Origin of the sequence: Aeromonas rivuli (assembly GCF_020149575.1) — a bacterium.
Classification (GTDB): domain Bacteria; phylum Pseudomonadota; class Gammaproteobacteria; order Enterobacterales; family Aeromonadaceae; genus Aeromonas; species Aeromonas rivuli.
Map to the genome: position 1 here is coordinate 2,733,575 of NZ_CP079742.1, position 18,996 is coordinate 2,752,570.

The following is an 18,996-nucleotide window of genomic DNA, read 5'->3' on the forward strand; positions in this document are numbered from 1 at the left end:
TTACCTCGTCTTGATAGCATAATGACGCTCGGCCCACTTGAGCGCCGAGGTGGAGACAGCCGTGAACACCAGGAAGATGAGGGCTACCGCCATGTAGAAGGTAAAGGGTTGCTGGGTCGAGCCCGCCGCCAGTGATGCCTTGCGCACCATGTCATCGAGTCCGATGATGGAGACCAGGGCCGTGGTCTTGAGCAGGACCAGCCAGTTGTTGCCAAAACCCGGCAAGGCATGGCGCATCATCTGCGGGAACAGGATGCGCACAAACACCTGGGTTGCCCGCATGCCGAAGGCGCGAGCCGCCTCCAGTTCGCCCTTGTCCACCGCCAGGATGGCGCCACGGAAGGTTTCTGTCATATAAGCGCCGAAGATGAAGCCTATGGTAGCCACCCCGGCGGCAAAGGGGCTGATATCGATGTAATCGGGCACCAGGGAGACCCAATCCTGGTTGGGATTGCTCGACAACAACCAGGCATTGTACTGCTCGTTGATCCAGGTGCAGATGCCGTTGATGAGCACCTGACCGCCGAAGAAGAGCAGCATCATCAGCACCAGATCAGGAATACCGCGAATGAGGGTGGTGTAGCCAGTGGCCAGACCCCGCGCCCACTTATAGGGGGAGAGCTTGGCCAGTGCACCGAGCAGGCCGAGCAGGAGCGCCAGCAGCAGGGAGGCCAGTGCCACCTGCAAGGTGATCCAGGCACCTTCCAGCAGGGAGGCTTCGTATCCTTTCAAATCAAACATGTGCAACTCCATCGCAAACTGACTGAATGGGTATGCCTCACCCAAACAGAGGATTCAGATCCTTTCAAATCAAACACATACACATGCATCTCTATTGCAACCAAACGGGCCCGCCGTTTTCGTGGGAAAAGCCGCGGGCCCGATGACGATTGACTGGGGTCAGCCTGTCGCCTCGTTATTCACCGTACACATCGAAATCAAAGTACTTGTCATTGATCTCTTTGTATTTGCCGTTGGCACGCAGGGCCAGGATGGCGGCGTTGAATTTCTCTTTCAGATCCTTGTCAGCCTTGCGCACCGCGATACCGGCACCCTCACCAAACCACTTGGGATCGGTCAGTTTCGGGCCGACGAATTCATAGGCGTCACCGCCATCTTTCTTCAGCAGACCGTCGCTGATGGCGGCAGAGTCGGCCATCACGTAGTCGACACGGCCGGACTTCAGATCCAGATAGGCCTCGTCGGCGGTACCGTAACGCTTGATGGTGGCGTTGGGGAAGTTATCGGTGATGTAGGTGTCCATGGAGGTGGCACGCTGCACGGCAATGGTTTTGCCATCCATGAAGGCCTTGTCGAGCTGCACGTCGGTGCCTTTCTTGGCGGCGAAGCGGGCGGGAATGTGCTGGTACTTCTGGGTGAAGTCCACCTTCTTCTTGCGCTCTTCGGTGATGTCCATGGTGGCGATGATGGCGTCATATTTACGCGACAGCAGCGCCGGAATGATGCCATCCCAATCCTGCTTGACCATGGTGCACTTGACCTTCATCTCCTCGCACAGGGCGTTGGCGATGTCGATGTCAAAACCTTTTACCTCGCCGCTTGGCTCGGTCCAGGAGAAGGGAGGATAGGCGCCTTCTACACCGATCCGTACCTCTTTCCACTCCTTGGCCATCAGGCTGCCGGATGCCAGGGTGCTCAGAATGGCCGTGGCCAGTATCAGTTTTTTCATTGTCATCTCTCCTTGATAAAACAATTTGGATAATGGGAAGACTCGTCCATCAATAGATGGAAGATATGAATTGTTTGAAACGCTCTGACTTGGGGTGGGCGAAGATCTCTTTCGGATTGCCCTGCTCCTCCACCACCCCCTGGTGCAGGAACATCACCTTGTTCGACACGTCACGGGCAAAAGACATTTCGTGGGTCACCACCATCATGGTGCGCCCCTCTTCGGCCAGCTCGCGCATCAGGCTGAGCACCTCCCCTACCAGCTCAGGATCCAGCGCCGAGGTGGGCTCGTCAAACAGCATCACTTCGGGGTCGACCGCCAGGGCGCGAGCGATAGCGGCCCGCTGCTGCTGGCCGCCGGAGAGGTGGCCGGGATAGTAATCGCGACGCTCCCAGAGCCCGACCCGGTTGAGCAGATGCTCCGCCTTGGCGATCGCCTCGGCACGGGGCACCTTCAGCACCTGGATAGGCACCTCTATGATGTTCTGCATGATGGTCATGTGTGACCAGAGATTGAAACTCTGGAAGACCATGGCGAGGCGACTGCGAATACGTTCAACCTGGCGCATGTCTTCCGGGGTACGTTCGCCGGTCCGGCTCGTCTTCATCCGGATCAGCTCACCGTGAAGGGATACGCTACCGGAGGAAGGGGTTTCGAGCAGATTGACACAGCGTAGAAAGGTCGACTTCCCCGATCCCGAGGAGCCGATCAGGGAGATGACATCTCCCTTGTGGGCCGTCATATCGATGCCCTTGAGCACTTCGTGGGTGCCAAAGTACTTATGCAAAGCACGAACTTCCAGTGCGGCAACGTCGCTCATCCACTACAACCTTGTCTGTCCCTAGACGCCGCTGGGGCGTGATACCACCATCACTCCATTAACAAAATGTTAACCGATGGCAACCTTCAGCGAAAATATCATCCACATGGTCAAAAAACAATACAGAGTAGAGGTTCTTGGTGTTTTATCTGTATTTTTATTGGCCTTGATAGTATTTTTCAGCACTTTGTATGCATAAAACTCGACTTAATACCGCCAGGACGCCGGCCTGTTTCGCGCCTAATACCTCGGTTAATCCGGCACATCATCGCTTTTTCATCATAACAGCATAAAAGCCTGTTTATTCATACCAGCTGGCGATGCAAACTGGCAGTGGATCCATGTGATTTTCTTGGTTTTTTTGGCAGAAAAAGCCCGCAAGAGCAGATGACGCTCTCGCAAAAGGCTTGGGGCTCCATAAGCGCGAGGTTAAAACAAGGGTCGGATGAGTCAACTTATCTCACAGATATGTGACACCCGCTTAATAACTAATGATAAGGTGTCGTTTTTGTCATTCTCTTCTTTGAGGCCCCGATGCTGCTGAATGTCTTGCTGATCCTGCTGCCCCTGGTGATCGGCTACCTGGTTCCCCTCTCCTCCAAGCCCCTGCTCAAGCTCGTCAACGGCACCCTCGGCAAGCTGGTCTATCTGATCCTCTTCCTGATGGGCTTGGGACTGGCCTTCGTGGAGGATCTGGGGGCTAACCTGCCGCGCATTTTCGTCATTGCGACCCTGATGCTGGCCTCTATCTCTCTGTGTAATCTGGCCGGCCTCTGGTGGCTGGACAGACGCAATCCTCCGCCCCACGATGGCAACGACTCCCAGATGCCGAGCAAGTGGAAGATGTTATGGGAGTCCGTGCAGCTCTGTTTCGTGGTGCTGGCGGGGACGCTCATTGGCCTGCTGTTCGAGCCACGCTTCCTGCCCATCGACAAGTTGAGCGAGTGGGCGCTGATGCTGCTGCTGTTTCTCATCGGAGTGCAGATGCGCAATTCCGGCATGCACCTGCGCCAGATCCTGCTCAACCCCTGGGGCATGAAGATAGCGGCCACCGTCATCCTCACCAGCTGGGTGGGCAGCCTGGTGGCCTCCCTGCTGCTCGGCCTGCCCTTGGCTCACGGCCTGGCCATGAGTTCGAGTTTTGGCTGGTATTCGCTCTCCGGCATCCTGGTCGCCGACAAGCTGGGGCCGGTGCTGGGCTCGGCGGCATTTCTGAACGACCTTGGCCGCGAGCTCATCGCCATCCTCATCATCCCCATGCTGATGCGCCGTCACCCCTCGGCAGCGGTCGGTTATGGTGGTGCCACCGCCCTGGACTTCACTCTACCGGTGATCCAGCGCTCGGGGGGCATCACCATGGTGCCGAACGCCATCGTATCCGGCTTCATCTTGAGTCTGCTCGGCCCCATTTTGATACTTGCCTTCCTCGCTATCTGATCCACAACCGGGTTCAAGGGGGGCCATCACCACGCTCCCCCCTGAACTCGGCTAAGGTTCACTCACTCACCCGGCGAGAACCCCATGAACTATCTTGCACACCTTCACCTGGCGGCCCACACCCACAGCTCCCTCACCGGCAACCTGCTCGGCGACTTCGTCAAGGGCCCCTTGCCAAGCGGACTTGAGCCATCGCTGGATGCAGGCATCTGGCTGCATCGCAAGATAGATGCCTTCACCGATGCCCACCCCGAACACAGAGCCGCGGTCGCCTGCTTTGCGCCGCCCTGGCGGCGTTTTGGCGCCATCCTGGTCGATATGCTCTACGACCATTGGCTCAGCCTGCACTGGGCCCGCTTTAGCCAGACGCCACTGCCGCTCTTCTTGCAGCAAAGCTATGCCGCCCTGCTGGCCGATGAGGATCGCCTGCCAGGTGGCCTCCCCTCCCCGTTAACAGCCATGGTGCGCCAGAACTGGCTCGCCTCCTATGCCGAGCTGGACGGGCTGACACGGGCCCTCAACGGCATAGGCCAGCGGTTGCGCCGCCCGCAACCTCTCGGCCTGGCGCTGGCAACCCTGACCCCGGCCCAGTGGCGCAGCTGTGAGCAAGGCTTTCTTTCCTTCTACCCCGACCTGATGCGCTTTACCCAGCAAGAGTGGCAGGCGCGCCCCCATTTTCCTGACCCGGATCGACCATAAAAAAACGCCCCAAGGGGCGTTTTTTTATGGCTGACAACCTATGGCTGGGTCTCTTTCTTCTTGCGAATGCTCAGGCCCAATTCCCGCCCGCGCAGGCGGGCATAATAGATGGTACCGACGAAGGCGAGGATGGTGAGCACCAGCTCTACGACCGCCAGCCAGCGCTCCCCTTCATCCGCGGTGATCAGGGTCAGGGAGTGCAGGAAGTAAGGCATCAGCACGAAGTTGCCCCAGGCATGGGTGTAGGGATTGCCCTGGAGTATGCCCTTTAGGGGGAACAGCAGCGGCAGCGTCCAGATCACCGGCAGCAACCAGGGATTGATGTCAGGATGCGGAGAGAGCCAGACGTGCCAGATAATGACCCAGGCCAGCAGACCAAGGAAGCCGACCAGGGTCAGCAGACGGGCGTGAAAAGTGGTCACTTGAGGATCTCCAGCACCTGCTCGGGAGGACGGCCAATCCGGGCCTGGCCATCCTTGATGACGATGGGGCGTTCGATGAGTTTGGGATGTTGATGCATGGCCTGGATCAGGGCCTCGCCACTCAGATTTGCCAACCCCAGTTCCTTGTAGAGGTCTTCTTTGGTACGCATCAGCTGGCGGGGATCCTCGAAGCCCAGCTGGCTCAGCAGGCGATGGATCTGAGCTTCGCTCGGTGCCTGCTCCAGATAGAGCACCACCTCGGGCTGGATGCCATGCTGCTCGAGCAGGGCCAGGGTCTCACGGCTCTTCGAGCAGCGCGGATTGTGGTAAATTTGGGTCTCGCTCATGATAACTCCCTGATTTATCGCATGAGAGGGGAAGAAGCGGCGCTATTGTATGGCAAAGCCTGAGGCACGTCTTCCATTGATGGAATGAAACCAGAGAGTTATCAAATTGTATGAGACGCCTTTCATTCTGGCCTGAAGAGGCCCCAACCTGATGACGCATCTCAAGGAGAGGCAATGAAAGCAATCCATGCCATGGCACTGACCGCTCTGCTGAGCGCCTGTACCCCGCAACCCGAGTTGACCGACACCCAGGGTGAACCGGTCAGCTTGCAGCGGTTCGCGGGCAAGCCACTGCTGGTCAACTACTTTGCCCAGTGGTGCGCGCCCTGCCTGCGGGAGATGCCCCTGCTCAATGCCCTGCAACGGGAGGGCAAGGTGCAGGTCGTGGCGCTGAGCTTCGACAGCATGAGCGCGCCCGAGCTGGCAGAGCTGGCCCGTCGTCACGATATCCAGGTGCCCATCATGCAGGTCAACGGCGAAGCCGGCGCCAGGCTGCCCTTCCCCCGCCCCGCCCAGCTGCCCACCAGCTATCTGCTCGATGCCGATGGCAAGCTGGTGCAGACCCTGGTCGGTGAACTCAATCACGCACGGCTGGCGACCCTGACCCGCCAGTGATCGGCAATCACCTGTGCCTGCCTGGGCAGGCCAGCTGCTCCGTCCGGGCATACCAGGCAATAAAAAGGGCGTAGCGGTGACCCGCTACGCCCTTATCCGCCGCAAGAAGCGTCACATCTTGAGGCTCTCCAATGCTTTTTTCTCACGTTCCAACTCGGTGATCCTCGCCTCGATACGGGCCAGATTCAGTTTGTTGCTGGTCGTGCCACGGGCGACGATCAGCTCGTCGATGGCGGCCTGGTAGTCGCCGCGCAGGGAGAGGGTCTCGGCCCGCGCCATGTGCAGCTCTTCCATCTTGCCCGCCTTGCGATAGGCATCGGCCAGCAGACTCCAGGTCAGGCTGTTCTCTTCATGCTCCCGGGCGTAGGGATCCAGAATGGCGATCGCCTTGGCGGTGTTGCCGCCCTCCAGATAGGCGTTGCCCAGGTTGATCACCACCACCTCGTTATCCGGCATCCGCCGTCTGAACTGCTCGAGGCGGGCGATGGCCTGGGCATTGCGCCCCTTGGCAAGATCGATGTCAGTCTGGCCATCCAGGATGAACAGGTCCTCCGGATGGCGGCTGGCCAGCTCCTTCATGATGGCATCGGCCTCGTCCGCCCGTTTGAGCTGAAGCAACACCAGGGCCTTGCCATAAAGAGCAGCGTCCTTGAGGGGGTAATCGCCCCGACTCAGCCGTTGCTCGAAGAAGGTGAGCAGGGCCGCCTGTGTCTCCGTACCAAAACGCGCCTGAATACGTACCTTGGCAAACCAGAAGTCCAGGCTAGGAGGCAGGCTGCGTTTGCCGTAACTGGCGGCCCTGGCACGGGCCTCGGCAATCCGGGTCTCGGGCAGGGGGTGAGTGAGCAGCATCTCGGGGGGCTTGCTGGCGTAACGATACTCCGCCGCCAGCTTCTGGAAGAAGGTCGCCATGCCGCTGGGGTCAAAACCCGCGTCATAGAGCGTCTTCATGCCGATCCTGTCCGCCTCGTATTCGTTGTCCCGGGTGTAGTTGATAGCCGACTGCATCGACAGACCGAGGGTAGTCTGCAGGGCGGCAATACCGGCGGTCGGGTTGATCACCGCCAGGGCGATTGAGCCCACCAGACCGGCGAGGGTCATGGCCGAGCTGCTCGCCTGGGCTTCAAGATATCGGGCGATGTGACGCTGGGTGACGTGGGTGATTTCGTGGGCCAGTACCGAGGCGAGTTCGCTCTCGCTGTCGGCATAGAGAAACAGGCCGGTATGTACCTTGACCCGCCCGCCAAGGAAGGCCGCCGCGTTGATGCTGGGATCGTTGATCAGGAAGAAGGTGAAGGGGAAGCGCACCCCGTCAGCGTTGGTCAGCAGTCGCTGACCCAGATCGTCAATGTACTGGCTGAGCACGGGATCATCGATAACGGGCAGACCTGCACGGGCAAAGCGCATGAAGGCGTTGCCGTAGCGCACCTCCTGCTCGATGGGCAGCGCCGCCACCCCGGCTGTGCCTATGTCGGGCAGCTGATTGTTGGCCTGGGCAGTAAAGCTGGCGCTCATCAGGGAGGTCAGCAGGGGAATGCTTGCCATCAGGGGGGAAAAACGTGCCACGTTATCTCTATCTCCTTTAGGAAGGGGCTTCGGCAGGATACCCTTGCCCCTGACGGCCCACAAGCGTTGTTTCAGGCTGCCATCACGGCCATAATAGCGGCGTCTCGCCCGCTGGAGCCGTTATGGAACACCTGGATCTGACCTCCTATCGCTGCCCTGAGCCACTCATCATGGTCAAGCTCTGGCTGCGCCAGGCTAAAACCGGTCAATCCCTCGCCATCAGTCTGTCCGACCCCGGCTCGCGCCGCGATATCCCGGCCTATCTGACGCGCCTTGGCCATAGCATACTGAGCGCTGAGCAAACCCCTTCGCACCTGCACCTGCAATTCACGGTCGGGGAGCCATCCTGTTGTTGAGGAATACTCCATGTTTGAAGTCCTGAAACGCTGGTATCAGACTCGATTCTCCGATCCCAATGCCGTCACCCTGTTCCTGTTATTGCTGTTCTGTTTCGCCATCCTCTGGCTGTTTGGCGACATCTTGGCGCCGCTGCTGGTGGCCCTGGTGATGGCCTATCTGCTGGAGTGGCCGGTGAGCCGGTTACAGCGGTTGGGCCTGGGGCGAACCCCCGCCACCGGTCTGGTATTGCTGCTGTTTCTCACCCTGACCGTGCTGGCGCTGCTTGGTCTGATCCCGACCCTGGTCAGCCAGGGGATCAATCTGGCCAAAGAGTCCCCCGCCATGCTGGGCCACACCCAGGACTATGTGCGTACCCTGCCCGAGAAGTACCCCGAGCTCATCGATGTCAGCCTGGTGGAGACGCTGATCGACAACATACGCCAACGCATCCTGAGCGGCGGCGAGACCCTGGTGAGCGCCTCGCTCAGCTCCCTGGTCAACGTGGTCGCCCTGCTCATTTACCTCATACTGGTGCCCTTGATGGTGTTCTTCATGCTCAAGGACAAGGGGGTGTTGCTGGCGGGCATACGCCGCTTCCTGCCCCGTAACCGAACCTTGGTCAATCGGGTCTGGGTGGAGATGAACGATCAAATCATCAACTATATCCGCGGCAAGGTCATCGAGATCCTCATCGTCGGCATCGCCACCTATATTCCCTTCGCCCTGATGGGACTGCGCTACTCGGTGCTGCTGGCGGTGGCGGTGGGTTTCTCCGTCCTCATTCCCTACATAGGGGCGGCGGCGGTGACAGTGCCGGTGACCATGGTGGCGCTGTTCCAATGGGGGCTGACACCTGAATTTGCCTGGCTGATGGTCGCCTATCTGGTGATCCAGGCCCTCGATGGCAATCTGCTGGTGCCGCTGCTCTTCTCCGAAGCCGTCAATCTGCACCCTGTGGTGATCATCATCGCCGTGCTGGTCTTTGGTGGCTTATGGGGATTTTGGGGGGTCTTCTTCGCCATCCCGCTGGCGACCCTGGTCAAGGCCGTACTCAATGCCTGGCCCAAACGAGACGAGAGCCCGGCCCCTTAAGGGTGATCCATTGGAGACCACGCCATCGTGACCCAGCGAGCAGAGTTCAACCGGGATGAAAATTATCCTGACATAGGGCGCCAATTTATTGATATTAAATGCGTTGCGCCCTGCTAACTTGCATCTGCTCCGGGCATCGGCTTAAATGTTCGCCTTTTTTCATTCGACACCTCTGGCCTATCACACGGGCAGTTAAACAAGGACGATTTACATGACCCCTGTTCGATCGACACCGTCAACCGCCTGGAAGCTGGCTAGCCTCGCAGCCCTGTTGGCCTCTTGCGCCATCGGCACTGCCCACGCCGACATCGATCTGGGTGCCCTGAGCCCCTTCTCCAGTGACAGCCCCACCAGCCCCATTCCCAAAGGGTTGGTGCTGGGAGGCGCCTTTATCGGCGGCCAGGCCCGTTATCAGCATCAGGATGACACCATGCTGCCCATACCTGGTGGACTCTATTTTGGTGAGAACCTGATGTATCTGGGGGACAGGGCCCGCTACTACCTCTCCCGGGATGGCAATCTGTCGACCTATGCCTTCGGGCGGCTGCGCTTTGGCAACCTGGATCCCGATGACGATCGCTTCTTCGATGGCATGAACAAGCGCAAGGGCGAGTTTGAGGCCGGATTTGGTGCCGATCTGGTGACCCCGTATGCCTTGTTGACCCTAAGGGCCACCAGCGATGTCACGGGGACCAGCAACGGTCAGGAAGTGATGGCATGGGCCAACTTCCCCATAGTGCGCGACAGGCTGCTGGTCATGCCGGGCTTTGGTCTGATGCTACGCAGCCACAACATGGCCAACTACTACTTCGGCGGCGTCTCTGACGATGAGGTGGCACCGGGCCGCCCGCAATGGAACACGGGCACCACCCTCTCCCCCATGGCCTCCATCATTGGCAGCTATCGTTTCAGCCCCCACTGGATTGGTGGATTCGGCGTCAACTACGAGCTCTACGATAACGACATCGCCGACAGCCCTCTGGTGCAACATGAAGGCGAACTCTACGCAGGCGTCGGGCTGGGCTATATCTGGTGACGCCTCCTGAGCTGCGCACAAGAACATAAAAAGAGGCCCGCATGATGCGGGCCTCTTTCTGAATCGATGAGCGGCCAGGTCACAGGGTTGCGAGGAACGCCTCCAGCGCCCCGGTGACTGCCGCTGACGCCTCCAGACTGGCCAGATGACCGGCCCCCGGGATCTCTTTGAGCGGACACCCCAGCTCCTCGGCCATCAGATACCCCTCCAGCACAGGATGTATCTTCTCCTCGCAGCCCATGATGACCAGACTCGGCTGGCTGAAGTATTGCAGCCAGTCGATGCGATCCTCTCGCCCGATCCAATGCTGACCGAGCCGAACCAGGGCGTCGATCTTGTCTGCGGGCCACTGGGCAAGCCGGGCCATCATGGCCTGCTGCAACAGCGGATGGGGGTGATTTGCCAGGTAACGTTCGGTAAAACCGGCGGCGATGGCACTGGGCACGGCCCCCTTGGCGGCTATCTCATCCAGCCAGCCCTGGTAGCGCGCCCGACTGATCTGGGGCTCCCAGCCAGCAAAGCAGCCTTGCAGCACCAGGGCGCGCACCCGAGTGGGCACCAACTTGGCCAACTCTATGCCCCAGATCCCCCCCAGCCCCTGACCGACCAGTACGAATTCCGCTATGCCCAGGCTATCCATCAACTGCAGCATCTGGCTGGCCACGTCGGTCAGATTGCCGTTGGTTGCAGGCAAGCCCCCCGACTGACCATGGCCCCACAACTCGGGAACGATGCAGCGGTAGCGCCCCTTGAGCGCCTCTAATTGCGGACGCCACGCATCGGCATCCATCAGGTAGGCATGGCCAAACAGAATGGCCGGTCCCTGCCCCTCGTCCAGGTAGGCGAGCGGGCTGGCATCAATTTCCACAAACTGTCTCATGAGTTCCTCGAACAAGTTGGCCTGGGAACCAGAACCTCAGGCGACACCCAGGATGTTCTGGCACAGGGTGCTATGAACGGAAGTTTACCATATGACCCCTGGCACGGGGCGTGCGACTGGTGCAAGCTGGGAAGACTCAAAGAGGGAGATGATCATGAGCAAGGCTACCAAGCTGGGCAAGAAAGAGTATGAGAAGGCATTGGTCAATCTGCAGGCCGAGCTGGTCAAGCTGCAGGAGTGGGTCAAACAGGAGGGGCTCAAGGTCGTGGTCCTGTTCGAAGGGCGCGATGCCGCGGGCAAAGGCGGGGTCATCAAGGCCATCACCGCCCAGCTCAACCCACGGGTGGTCAAGGTCGCGGCCCTGCCCGCCCCCTCCGACCGTGAACGCACCCAGTGGTACTTCCAGCGTTACGCCTCCCACCTGCCCGCCGCCGGTGAGATGGTACTGTTCGATCGCTCCTGGTACAACAGGGCTGGCGTCGAGCGAGTGATGGGCTTTTGCGAGGACGACGAATACCGCGAGTTTCTGCGCGCCTGCCCCGAATTCGAGCGCATGCTGACCCGCGCGGGCATCATTGTCATCAAATACTGGTTCTCGGTATCGGACGAAGAGCAGGAGAAGCGCTTCCTCGACCGCATCCATACCCCCATCAAACGCTGGAAATTCAGCCCCATGGATCTCCATGCCCGCTCGCGCTGGGTCGAGTATTCCCGCGCCAAGGATGACATGTTCGTCTATACGGACACCGAGGATTGCCCCTGGTTCGTGGTCGAGGCGGATGACAAGCGCAGCGCCCGCATCAATTGCATCTCCCACCTGCTCAGCCGGATCCCCTACAAAGCCATCAAATACGACAAGATAACCTTGCCTCCCATAGAGACCCAAGGCTACGAGCGCCCCGCCCTCGCCAAGCAGAGCTTTGTACCCGATGTGGCCCATCGACTGCGCAAGGGCAAGGCGCTCAAGGAGCACAAAGCAGTCAAGCCAGCCAAGAACACGGCCCCGTTGGAAGCCAGATCGGCGGCGACAGTGCCATCGATTACCGCCGCCCCGACCAACGCAACCCCGGCAAAGCAAACAACATCGGTAACACCTACGGCCAGCACAACCCCGGCAAAGAAAACGGCAGCGGTGACACCTGCCGCCAACGCAGCCCCGGCAAAGAAAACAACATCGGCAAAACCTGCCGCCAACGCAGCCCCGGCAAAGAAAACAGCATCGGCAAAACCTGCCGCCAACGCAACCCAGGCAAAGAAAACAACATCGGCAAAACCTGCCGCCAACGCAGCCCCGGCAAAGAAAACAACAGCGGTAACACCTGCCGCTAAAGCAGCCCAGGCAAAGAAAACGGCAGCGGTAACACCTGCCGCTAAAGCAGCCCAGGCAACCGCAGCAGAGCCGCCCCAAGGCAGAGGCAAAGCCGCCGACCCTAAGCAGTGATCCCCCCTGAATCCCTGTGCCAATAAAAAGCCGGTCTCACGACCGGCAAAAGGCATTGCATGAAAAGTCAGGCCAGGAAGCCCCTGGCCCCTCCGGGCTGATGGTCAACCACGAATGTATTTGGCTGTACGGGGGAAAGCCTGCTCCTTGCTATCGAACAGGTAGCAGGCCTCGGCCGGGATGCCGACGCTGTAGGATTGACCGCTGCTCACCTCGATGTCCGCATTGGCCTTGACGGTAAAATCATGGCCTTCCACGTCCATGTAGATGAAGGACTCGGCGCCCAGGTGTTCAGCGACCTGCACCTGCCCGGTGACCTTGCTGTGTGCATGGGGGTGATCCAGGGTCACCAGGTGCTCGGGACGCACCCCCAGTTCCACCTTGTCACCGACCGCGGCGCGACGGGCATCGACGCGAGCACGCACCCTATCCCCCGACACCAGCTTGATCAGACACTCCTGCTCGCCGATCTCGGCCAGCTCGCCGCTGAGGAAGTTCATCTTGGGTGAGCCGATGAAGCCTGCCACGAACTTGTTGTCCGGGTTGTGGTAGAGATCCAGCGGCGTACCGAACTGCTCCAGATTGCTGGTTGCCTCCCCCTTGAGCGGGCTCAACACCACGATGCGATTGGCGAGGGTCATGGCCTCAATCTGATCGTGGGTCACATAGATGATGGTGGAGTTGAGCTCCTTGTGCAGCTTGGCTATCTCGATGCGCATCTTGACCCGCAGGGCGGCATCCAGGTTGGAGAGCGGCTCATCGAACAGGAATACCTGCGGCTGCTGGACGATGGAGCGACCGATGGCGACCCGCTGGCGCTGACCGCCGGAGAGCGCCTTGGGTTTGCGCTCAAGCAGAGGCTCCAGGCCGAGGATCTCGGCGGCACGCATCACCCGCTTGTGAATATCGTCCTTGCCCATCTTCTTGATCTTGAGGCCAAAGGCCATGTTCTCGTAGATGTTCATGTGCGGGTAGAGGGCATAGGACTGGAACACCATGCCGACGTTGCGCTCCACCGGCGGCACGTCGTTCATGTAACGACCCCCTATGGTCAGCTCGCCACTGGTGATGTCCTCAAGGCCCGCTATCATCCGCAGCAGGGTCGATTTGCCGCAGCCTGACGGGCCGACGAAGACGATGAACTCTCCCTCCTTGATGGAGAGATTGATATTGCGCAGCGTGTCCTTGTGGACAGCCGGGTCGTAATTCTTGCGAACGTTGTTGAGTACTACTTCAGCCATGACGAGCTCCGCTCTTGAATCTGTGCAAATCGTGATAGCGGGGAGATGTCTCTCCCTGCCATAAAACATCAGCCCTTGACGCCACCGGCTGTCAGGCCACCGACCAGCCAACGCTGGGCCAGCAAGAACACCAGGGTGATGGGCAGGCCGGATAGCACGGCAGCTGCGGCGAAGTCACCCCACAGGTAGTTCTGTGGATAGAGGTACTGCTGGGCACCGACCGCCAGGGTCAGGTTGTTCACATCCTGCAGCAGGATGGAGGCCATGGGCACCTCGGTAATGGCACCGATGAAGGAGAGGATGAACACCACCGCCAATATGGGTACCGACAGGGGCAGCAGGATCAACCTGAACGCCTGCCAGGGAGTGGCGCCGTCGATGGCCGCCGCCTCCTCCAGGGAGGAGTCGATGGTCTCGAAGTAACCCTTGATGGTCCACACGTGCAGCGCTATGCCCCCCATGTAGGCCAGGATCAGGCCACCGTGGGTGTTGAGGCCCAGCCAGGGAATGTACTCCCCTATCTTGTTGAACAGCGCATAGATGGCGACCAGCGCCAGCACGGCCGGGAACATCTGGAAGATCAGCATCCCCTTCAAGATGGTCTGCTTGCCGCGAAAACGCAGGCGGGCAAAGGCATAGGCGCAGGTGGTGGAGAGCACCACTATCATCAGCGCCGTGATGCCGGCCACCTTGATGGAGTTCCACAGCCAGGTCAGTACCGGGAAGGGAGGCGGTGTCACACTGCCATCGGCGTTGGTGATGGTCATGCCCAGCGCCAGCTTCCAGTGATCAAGCGTGGGGTTGGAGGGGATGATCTCCCCCACCGAGAAGTTGCCGTTTCGAAACGAGATGGCGATGACCATGATCAGCGGGAAGATGATCACTGCCAGGAAGCCCCACATCACCAGGTGAGTGGCCCACACCCGGTACTTGACAGATTTAGGTTGTACGATAGCCATATAGCTCCCCTTACAGTTGATCAGCTTTGGAAAGCTTGAGGTTGAGCAGTGCCAATGCCCCGACAATCAGGAAGATGGCGGTGGCGATGGCGCTGGCCAGACCGTAGTCCTGGCCACCCGAGCCCTGGAACGCGATCCGGTAGGTGTAGCTCACCAGCAAGTCCGTGGTGCCGGCCGGGGTACTGGCGCCTATGATGTCCGGCGCACCATTGGTCAACAACTGGATTAACACGAAGTTATTGAAGTTGAAGGCAAAGGAGGCAATCAGCAGCGGGGTGAGCGGCTTCATCAACAGCGGTACCGTGATCTTGAAGAAGTTCTGCACCGGGCCGGCGCCGTCCATGGCGGACGCCTCATAGAGATCTTCCGGGATGGCTTTGAGCAGCCCCATGCAGAGGATCATCATGTAGGGGTAGCCGAGCCAGGTATTGACGATGAGGATCATCGTCTTGGCCAGGAAGGGGCTGGTGTACCAGTCCGGTTTGATGCCGAATGCCGCTTCCAGGAAGAGGTTGATCTCACCGAAGTTCTGGTTGAACAAGCCCTTGAACACCAGGATGGAGATGAACGCCGGGATGGCGTAGGGCAGGATCAGCATGACCCGATAAAATCCCCGTCCTTTGAGCTGCTCCCACTGTACCAGGCAGGCGACGACCATGCCGATGGCCAGGGTCAGCACCACAGAGCAGGTGGAGAAGATGACGGTCCAGATGAAGATCTGGAAGAAGGGTCCCTGGATACCCGGATCGGTGAGGATGCGGGTGAAGTTCTTCCAGCCCACTGCGACCACGAAGCCTGGCGCCACGCTCTTGCCGACAAAGTGGCCCTGCTCGTCGATGTACTGATAAAAACCCGTCTCTGTATTGGGCATCATCAGCTCGCCACTCTGGTTATCACGCAGCAGATTGCTCTCCTTGAGCATCACCCCGGATTTCAGCACGGCGCCATCAACCAGCTGGGTATAGAGCGGCTTTTGCGCGGCAAACTTGCGCAGGCTGCTCATGGTGAGCTGTATGCCGCCTTCGGGCAGCAGCAGATCCAGCTCGGAGAGATGGGTCTTGTGGGCGATGATCTCGCGGATCGGCGCTGCCGGCAGGCCAGGCTCCCCTTCGAGGGGGGTCAGTGTGACCTGTTGCTCGGCACCGTTCACCGGGCCTTGCCCCGCGGCCAGGCTACGCGCCTTGTTGTCCATCAGCGTCATCTGCGGGCTGACAAAATGGCGACCATCCTGGGTGAGCAGCAGCTGATACTGGTTGTTCTCACCCTTGAGCAGCGTGAAATCAAACTCGCCACCGGCGACCTTGTAGCTCTTCTTGAGATGGTAATTGCGCGCCTGCTCGACCGAGAGCAAGTTCGCGCCTGAATAGTTGGTAAACGCTATCCCTATGGTGTAAGCCAACGGGAATATGATGAAGACCACCATACCTGCCACACCCGGGAAGATATAACGGTGTGCATAGGTCTTCTTGTTCATGAAGACATAGAGGCCAACGGAGACCACCAGCAGATCGAGCAAGGCAAACACCCACTCGCCACTGGCATACATCATCACGGCCGCATAGCCGTTGAGCACGGCAATCAGCGCCGCCATGGTCCACTTAAGCCAGGTGTGCTTGTCATTGGGACCGGCATAGGATTCGAGAGAAGGTACTACTTCCATGCCAATTAACCTTATTACGCCAAGGAAAGAAGAGGTGGGAGGCCCGCGGGCCTCCCTGGTAGATACTTACTGAACGATACGCTTGGCAGCGGTATCCAGGGCTTCGTCAACGCCTTGACGACCGGACGTCACGTTCTTGAGGGCAGTTTCAAAGGAAGACCAGAAACGGCTCATCTCGGGCACGGACGGCATCGGCTCACCATTCTGGGCGTTCATCATGGTGGCTTTGATGTTGGCATCAGACTCCAGGGTCTTCTGGAAAGACTTGAGTGCCACGGCGCCGAGGGGCTTGTCAGCATTCACTGCGGCCAGACCCTTGTCGGTCAGCAGGTAGTTCTCCAGGAACTCGACGGCCAGATCCTTGTTCGGGCTGGCGGCGTTGATGGTGGCCCCCAGTACGCCAACGAAGGCCTTGGCCGGTTTGCCGTTCAGGGTGGGCAGCGGCGCAACGCCATACTTGATGCCGCTCTTGTCCAGGTTGCTCCAGGCCCAGGGACCATTGATCATCATGGCCACTTCACCCTTGTTGAATTTTGCATCCATGACGCCGTAGTCGATGCCCTTCTCCAGGTGACCGGACTTGATCATGTCGGCGATGTAGCCCACCCCCGCCTTGGCACCCGCGTTGTTCACGCCGGTATCCTTGACGTCATAACCGGTCGCGGTCTTCTTGAAGGCATAACCCCCATTGGCAGCCACCAGCGGGTAGCTGAAGTAAGGAGTGTCGTAGGCCCACATGATGGCGCGCTTGTCATCCTTCTTGAGGGTCTCGTCGATCTTGGCGATCTCTTCGAAGGTCTTGGGCGGCTCTGGCAGCAGGTCTTTGTTATAGATCAGGCTCACGGCTTCGACAGCGACCGGATAACCGTAGGTCTTGCCATCCACAGACATGGCATCCCAGGCAAACTGTTCGAACTTGGCTTTCTCGTCGGCATTCGGGGTCACGGGCACCAGCAGACCTGACTTGACCCATTCGCCGTAGCGGTCATGGGCCCACAGGAAGATGTCCGGACCGTTGCCGGTCGCGGCCGCTTGCTGGAATTTCACCTCAACCTGATCCGGGTGAGCCACTGTCACCTTGATGCCGGTTTCGGCTTCAAATTTCTTACCCACTTCGGCCAGACCGTTATATCCCTTGTCACCGTTGATCCAGATCGTCAGCTGACCCTCATCAATGGCGGCGGTGGCAGTGCAAGCCACACCCAGGGTAGCCAAACCAATCAGAGAGGAGAGTAATGTCTTTTTCATGAGCCTTTCCTTGTTGTTGTTCCGCGCTGCAAGAGCATTGTGTGCGGGATGAATATTATCCCAAGCCTCAGATGCCTCACATGACGCAACTCGCATTTTTGAAATGCAATTACGTATTTCCTTCCGGAAAGTTCTGAAAACATTTTCTTGTTTCAGGGGGTTATCGCATTTTATGGCCATTATTTCTGACCATTGGAGAAATTAAGTTACCTTACTGAAACATAATTACATAAATGAAAGGGTTTTCACTCTCATGAAAACCCTTTCATCGTTGATTCATTGTTTAATTTGCTAACTAAAGCACTTGGTCAGTTTCTTGCCTCCTCCGCCCACCAAATAAAAAGGCACCGCAGCGAACTGCGGTGCCTTTTTACCAGAAACCCGGGCTGGATCACATTATGACGATCGGGTCAGCTGATCCTTCAAATTGGGCGGCACGCCGCGGATAGTCAGGGTGTCGGTTTGGGGATCATAGAAGACCCGGCTGCCCAGCAGCTTCTGTTCAAAACTCAGGGTCAGACCGCCACCGGAGCCGACGAACTTGGTCAGCCCCCGCAGGGTGGATCTGTCTGGCGGGAAGCGATCCTCCAACTCATATTCCTTGCCAATAAAGCTATAGAAATCGAGGTCGTTATCGCCGGGTAATTCCGCCGAGAGTTCACGGATCTCGATCTCTTCACCGGCACTGGCCTGTTCGGTGCAATATTTGAAGACCTGCTTCTTGTAATCGTTGCGCTCTTGCGGCTCAAGCTGCTGAGTGGCGCAATAATCCTCTACCGCCTGCAATAACCCTTTATTTTGCAGCTTGGCATCCATGCCTTCACGGGCACCTAATAAGTCGAGGAAGAAATCCCCCAACTTGCGGCCAACCCGCCCCTTGCTGAAGGTGATATAACGACGCGACTCGGGCTGAGTCTTCCATTCGGTGAGATCGATACGCGCCACCAGATTGAGTTTGCCGATATCCAGATACTGGATATGGCTGAGCTCGAGGGCTTCACTCACCGTCACGCTCTCCTTGCCCTCCAGCAGGGCGACCAGCAGATAGTCGACCCCCACATAGTTGTATTTGGCAAACAGCAGCACCCCTTGTTCATCCAGAGCATGGTCGACCAGGGTCTTGACCAGGTGCTGGGTCATGGAGACCGAGAAGGGGACGAAGTCGCTCTGTCCGGCGAGCAGCTGTTCGAGGGCGATGCGAAACAGCGGAGAGGCCGGTTTGGGGGCATCATCCCCCTCGGCCGCCTCTGCCCCCTCCTCGCCCTCGGCAAAGTAACCAAATCCTTTGCCGCCTTTGCCGTTATAGATGCGATGCAGCTCCGCCATCAACCCCTGAACGGCCTCGTCGGGGGTCAGGGTCTGGCTGCGGGTATCGGCCTGGGGCTGACCGCCGCTGCCACTGCGCAGGGAGTGAAGAATGATCTTGTCGATATCGAGACTCATGTCACAAAGCCATAGTGTTAGCCGAAAGGGTGGAGTATTATAAGTCGCTTTGAACTGAGAT

The 18,996-nt window shown here is 58.8% G+C and carries 18 protein-coding genes and 1 pseudogene; 7 read left to right on the forward strand and 12 right to left on the reverse strand.

Annotated elements, in window-relative coordinates:
- From KYK33_RS12590 to KYK33_RS12600, 3 genes are all read right to left on the reverse strand, one after another.
- Entirely contained in the window at nt 1-741 is a 741-nt protein-coding gene (locus KYK33_RS12590) for an ABC transporter permease (RefSeq protein WP_042043484.1), read from the reverse strand.
- A gap of 175 nt (nt 742-916) precedes the next feature.
- Nucleotides 917-1,690 (reverse strand): ABC transporter substrate-binding protein, encoded by a 774-nt coding sequence (locus tag KYK33_RS12595; RefSeq protein ID WP_042043482.1) that lies wholly within the window; start codon nt 1,688-1,690, stop codon nt 917-919.
- A gap of 49 nt (nt 1,691-1,739) precedes the next feature.
- On the reverse strand, nt 1,740-2,510 hold the full coding sequence (locus KYK33_RS12600; RefSeq protein WP_042043480.1) for an ABC transporter ATP-binding protein: 771 nt from the start codon (nt 2,508-2,510) through the stop codon (nt 1,740-1,742).
- Nucleotides 2,511-3,044: 534 nt separating this feature from the next.
- On the opposite strand from KYK33_RS12600, the gene KYK33_RS12605 reads away from it, so the two are divergent.
- Nucleotides 3,045-3,947, forward strand: coding sequence for a lysine exporter LysO family protein (locus tag KYK33_RS12605; protein WP_224430742.1), 903 nt, complete (start codon nt 3,045-3,047; stop codon nt 3,945-3,947).
- Nucleotides 3,948-4,031: 84 nt separating this feature from the next.
- Nucleotides 4,032-4,646 (forward strand): acyl carrier protein phosphodiesterase, encoded by a 615-nt coding sequence (locus KYK33_RS12610; RefSeq protein WP_224430743.1) that lies wholly within the window; start codon nt 4,032-4,034, stop codon nt 4,644-4,646.
- 38 nt (nt 4,647-4,684) lie between these two features.
- Here KYK33_RS12610 and KYK33_RS12615 read toward each other — a convergent pair whose 3' ends face one another.
- Both KYK33_RS12615 and arsC read right to left on the reverse strand, forming a co-directional pair.
- Complete coding sequence (locus KYK33_RS12615; RefSeq protein ID WP_042043475.1) at nt 4,685-5,068, reverse strand: DUF2069 domain-containing protein; 384 nt, start codon at nt 5,066-5,068, stop codon at nt 4,685-4,687.
- Nucleotides 5,065-5,415 (reverse strand): arsenate reductase (glutaredoxin), encoded by a 351-nt coding sequence (gene arsC / locus KYK33_RS12620; RefSeq protein WP_042043474.1) that lies wholly within the window; start codon nt 5,413-5,415, stop codon nt 5,065-5,067. The genes KYK33_RS12615 and arsC overlap by 4 nt, the downstream gene beginning before the upstream one ends.
- Before the next feature lie 174 nt (nt 5,416-5,589).
- Between arsC and KYK33_RS12625 the strand changes: the two genes are divergently transcribed.
- A complete protein-coding gene (locus tag KYK33_RS12625; protein WP_042043473.1) occupies nt 5,590-6,030 on the forward strand; it encodes a TlpA family protein disulfide reductase in 441 nt (146 codons plus the stop codon).
- A 111-nt stretch (nt 6,031-6,141) separates the two neighbouring features.
- On the opposite strand, the gene bepA is transcribed toward KYK33_RS12625, so the two are convergent.
- Nucleotides 6,142-7,596: a beta-barrel assembly-enhancing protease gene (gene bepA, locus KYK33_RS12630; protein ID WP_396021342.1), complete on the reverse strand. Its 1,455-nt coding sequence runs from the start codon at nt 7,594-7,596 to the stop codon at nt 6,142-6,144.
- Between the two features lie 122 nt (nt 7,597-7,718).
- Between bepA and KYK33_RS12635 the strand changes: the two genes are divergently transcribed.
- From KYK33_RS12635 to KYK33_RS12645, 3 genes are all read left to right on the forward strand, one after another.
- Nucleotides 7,719-7,952 carry a sulfurtransferase TusA family protein gene (locus KYK33_RS12635; RefSeq protein ID WP_224430744.1) on the forward strand — a complete coding sequence of 78 codons (234 nt, stop codon included), beginning with the start codon at nt 7,719-7,721 and terminating at the stop codon, nt 7,950-7,952.
- Between the two features lie 10 nt (nt 7,953-7,962).
- Nucleotides 7,963-9,027, forward strand: coding sequence for an AI-2E family transporter (locus tag KYK33_RS12640; protein ID WP_042043469.1), 1,065 nt, complete (start codon nt 7,963-7,965; stop codon nt 9,025-9,027).
- Between the two features lie 211 nt (nt 9,028-9,238).
- Complete coding sequence (locus tag KYK33_RS12645) at nt 9,239-10,063, forward strand: MipA/OmpV family protein (protein WP_224430745.1); 825 nt, start codon at nt 9,239-9,241, stop codon at nt 10,061-10,063.
- A gap of 79 nt (nt 10,064-10,142) precedes the next feature.
- Here KYK33_RS12645 and KYK33_RS12650 read toward each other — a convergent pair whose 3' ends face one another.
- Nucleotides 10,143-10,943, reverse strand: coding sequence for an alpha/beta fold hydrolase (locus KYK33_RS12650; protein ID WP_224430746.1), 801 nt, complete (start codon nt 10,941-10,943; stop codon nt 10,143-10,145).
- A gap of 148 nt (nt 10,944-11,091) precedes the next feature.
- Here KYK33_RS12650 and ppk2 point away from each other — a divergent pair.
- A pseudogene (ppk2, locus tag KYK33_RS12655) lies at nt 11,092-11,889 on the forward strand (polyphosphate kinase 2); the annotation flags it as partial.
- Nucleotides 11,890-12,488: 599 nt separating this feature from the next.
- Here ppk2 and KYK33_RS12660 read toward each other — a convergent pair.
- From KYK33_RS12660 to yejK, 5 genes are all read right to left on the reverse strand, one after another.
- Nucleotides 12,489-13,625 carry an ABC transporter ATP-binding protein gene (locus tag KYK33_RS12660; protein ID WP_042043466.1) on the reverse strand — a complete coding sequence of 379 codons (1,137 nt, stop codon included), beginning with the start codon at nt 13,623-13,625 and terminating at the stop codon, nt 12,489-12,491.
- 68 nt (nt 13,626-13,693) lie between these two features.
- Nucleotides 13,694-14,584, reverse strand: a complete 891-nt coding sequence (gene malG / locus KYK33_RS12665; RefSeq protein ID WP_042043465.1) for a maltose ABC transporter permease MalG — start codon at nt 14,582-14,584, stop codon at nt 13,694-13,696.
- A gap of 10 nt (nt 14,585-14,594) precedes the next feature.
- Nucleotides 14,595-16,244: a maltose ABC transporter permease MalF gene (gene malF / locus KYK33_RS12670; protein WP_224430747.1), complete on the reverse strand. Its 1,650-nt coding sequence runs from the start codon at nt 16,242-16,244 to the stop codon at nt 14,595-14,597.
- A gap of 66 nt (nt 16,245-16,310) precedes the next feature.
- On the reverse strand, nt 16,311-17,492 hold the full coding sequence (gene malE / locus KYK33_RS12675; protein WP_224430748.1) for a maltose/maltodextrin ABC transporter substrate-binding protein MalE: 1,182 nt from the start codon (nt 17,490-17,492) through the stop codon (nt 16,311-16,313).
- Between the two features lie 396 nt (nt 17,493-17,888).
- On the reverse strand, nt 17,889-18,935 hold the full coding sequence (yejK, locus tag KYK33_RS12680) for a nucleoid-associated protein YejK (protein WP_224430749.1): 1,047 nt from the start codon (nt 18,933-18,935) through the stop codon (nt 17,889-17,891).
- Nucleotides 18,936-18,996 lie beyond the last annotated feature (61 nt).

Excerpts from the sequence above, each read along its gene's own strand:
- KYK33_RS12625 (WP_042043473.1), top strand. The coding sequence starts at position 5,590 with ATGAAAGCAATCCATGCCATGGCACTGACCGCTCTGCTGAGCGCCTGT.
- arsC (WP_042043474.1), bottom strand. The coding sequence starts at position 5,415 with ATGAGCGAGACCCAAATTTACCACAATCCGCGCTGCTCGAAGAGCCGT.
- malE (WP_224430748.1), bottom strand. The coding sequence starts at position 17,492 with ATGAAAAAGACATTACTCTCCTCTCTGATTGGTTTGGCTACCCTGGGT.
- KYK33_RS12635 (WP_224430744.1), top strand. The coding sequence starts at position 7,719 with ATGGAACACCTGGATCTGACCTCCTATCGCTGCCCTGAGCCACTCATC.
- KYK33_RS12660 (WP_042043466.1), bottom strand. The coding sequence starts at position 13,625 with ATGGCTGAAGTAGTACTCAACAACGTTCGCAAGAATTACGACCCGGCT.
- KYK33_RS12590 (WP_042043484.1), bottom strand. The coding sequence starts at position 741 with ATGTTTGATTTGAAAGGATACGAAGCCTCCCTGCTGGAAGGTGCCTGG.
- malG (WP_042043465.1), bottom strand. The coding sequence starts at position 14,584 with ATGGCTATCGTACAACCTAAATCTGTCAAGTACCGGGTGTGGGCCACT.
- KYK33_RS12640 (WP_042043469.1), top strand. The coding sequence starts at position 7,963 with ATGTTTGAAGTCCTGAAACGCTGGTATCAGACTCGATTCTCCGATCCC.
- yejK (WP_224430749.1), bottom strand. The coding sequence starts at position 18,935 with ATGAGTCTCGATATCGACAAGATCATTCTTCACTCCCTGCGCAGTGGC.
- KYK33_RS12595 (WP_042043482.1), bottom strand. The coding sequence starts at position 1,690 with ATGAAAAAACTGATACTGGCCACGGCCATTCTGAGCACCCTGGCATCC.
- KYK33_RS12645 (WP_224430745.1), top strand. The coding sequence starts at position 9,239 with ATGACCCCTGTTCGATCGACACCGTCAACCGCCTGGAAGCTGGCTAGC.
- malF (WP_224430747.1), bottom strand. The coding sequence starts at position 16,244 with ATGGAAGTAGTACCTTCTCTCGAATCCTATGCCGGTCCCAATGACAAG.
- KYK33_RS12600 (WP_042043480.1), bottom strand. The coding sequence starts at position 2,510 with ATGAGCGACGTTGCCGCACTGGAAGTTCGTGCTTTGCATAAGTACTTT.
- KYK33_RS12610 (WP_224430743.1), top strand. The coding sequence starts at position 4,032 with ATGAACTATCTTGCACACCTTCACCTGGCGGCCCACACCCACAGCTCC.
- KYK33_RS12650 (WP_224430746.1), bottom strand. The coding sequence starts at position 10,943 with ATGAGACAGTTTGTGGAAATTGATGCCAGCCCGCTCGCCTACCTGGAC.
- KYK33_RS12605 (WP_224430742.1), top strand. The coding sequence starts at position 3,045 with ATGCTGCTGAATGTCTTGCTGATCCTGCTGCCCCTGGTGATCGGCTAC.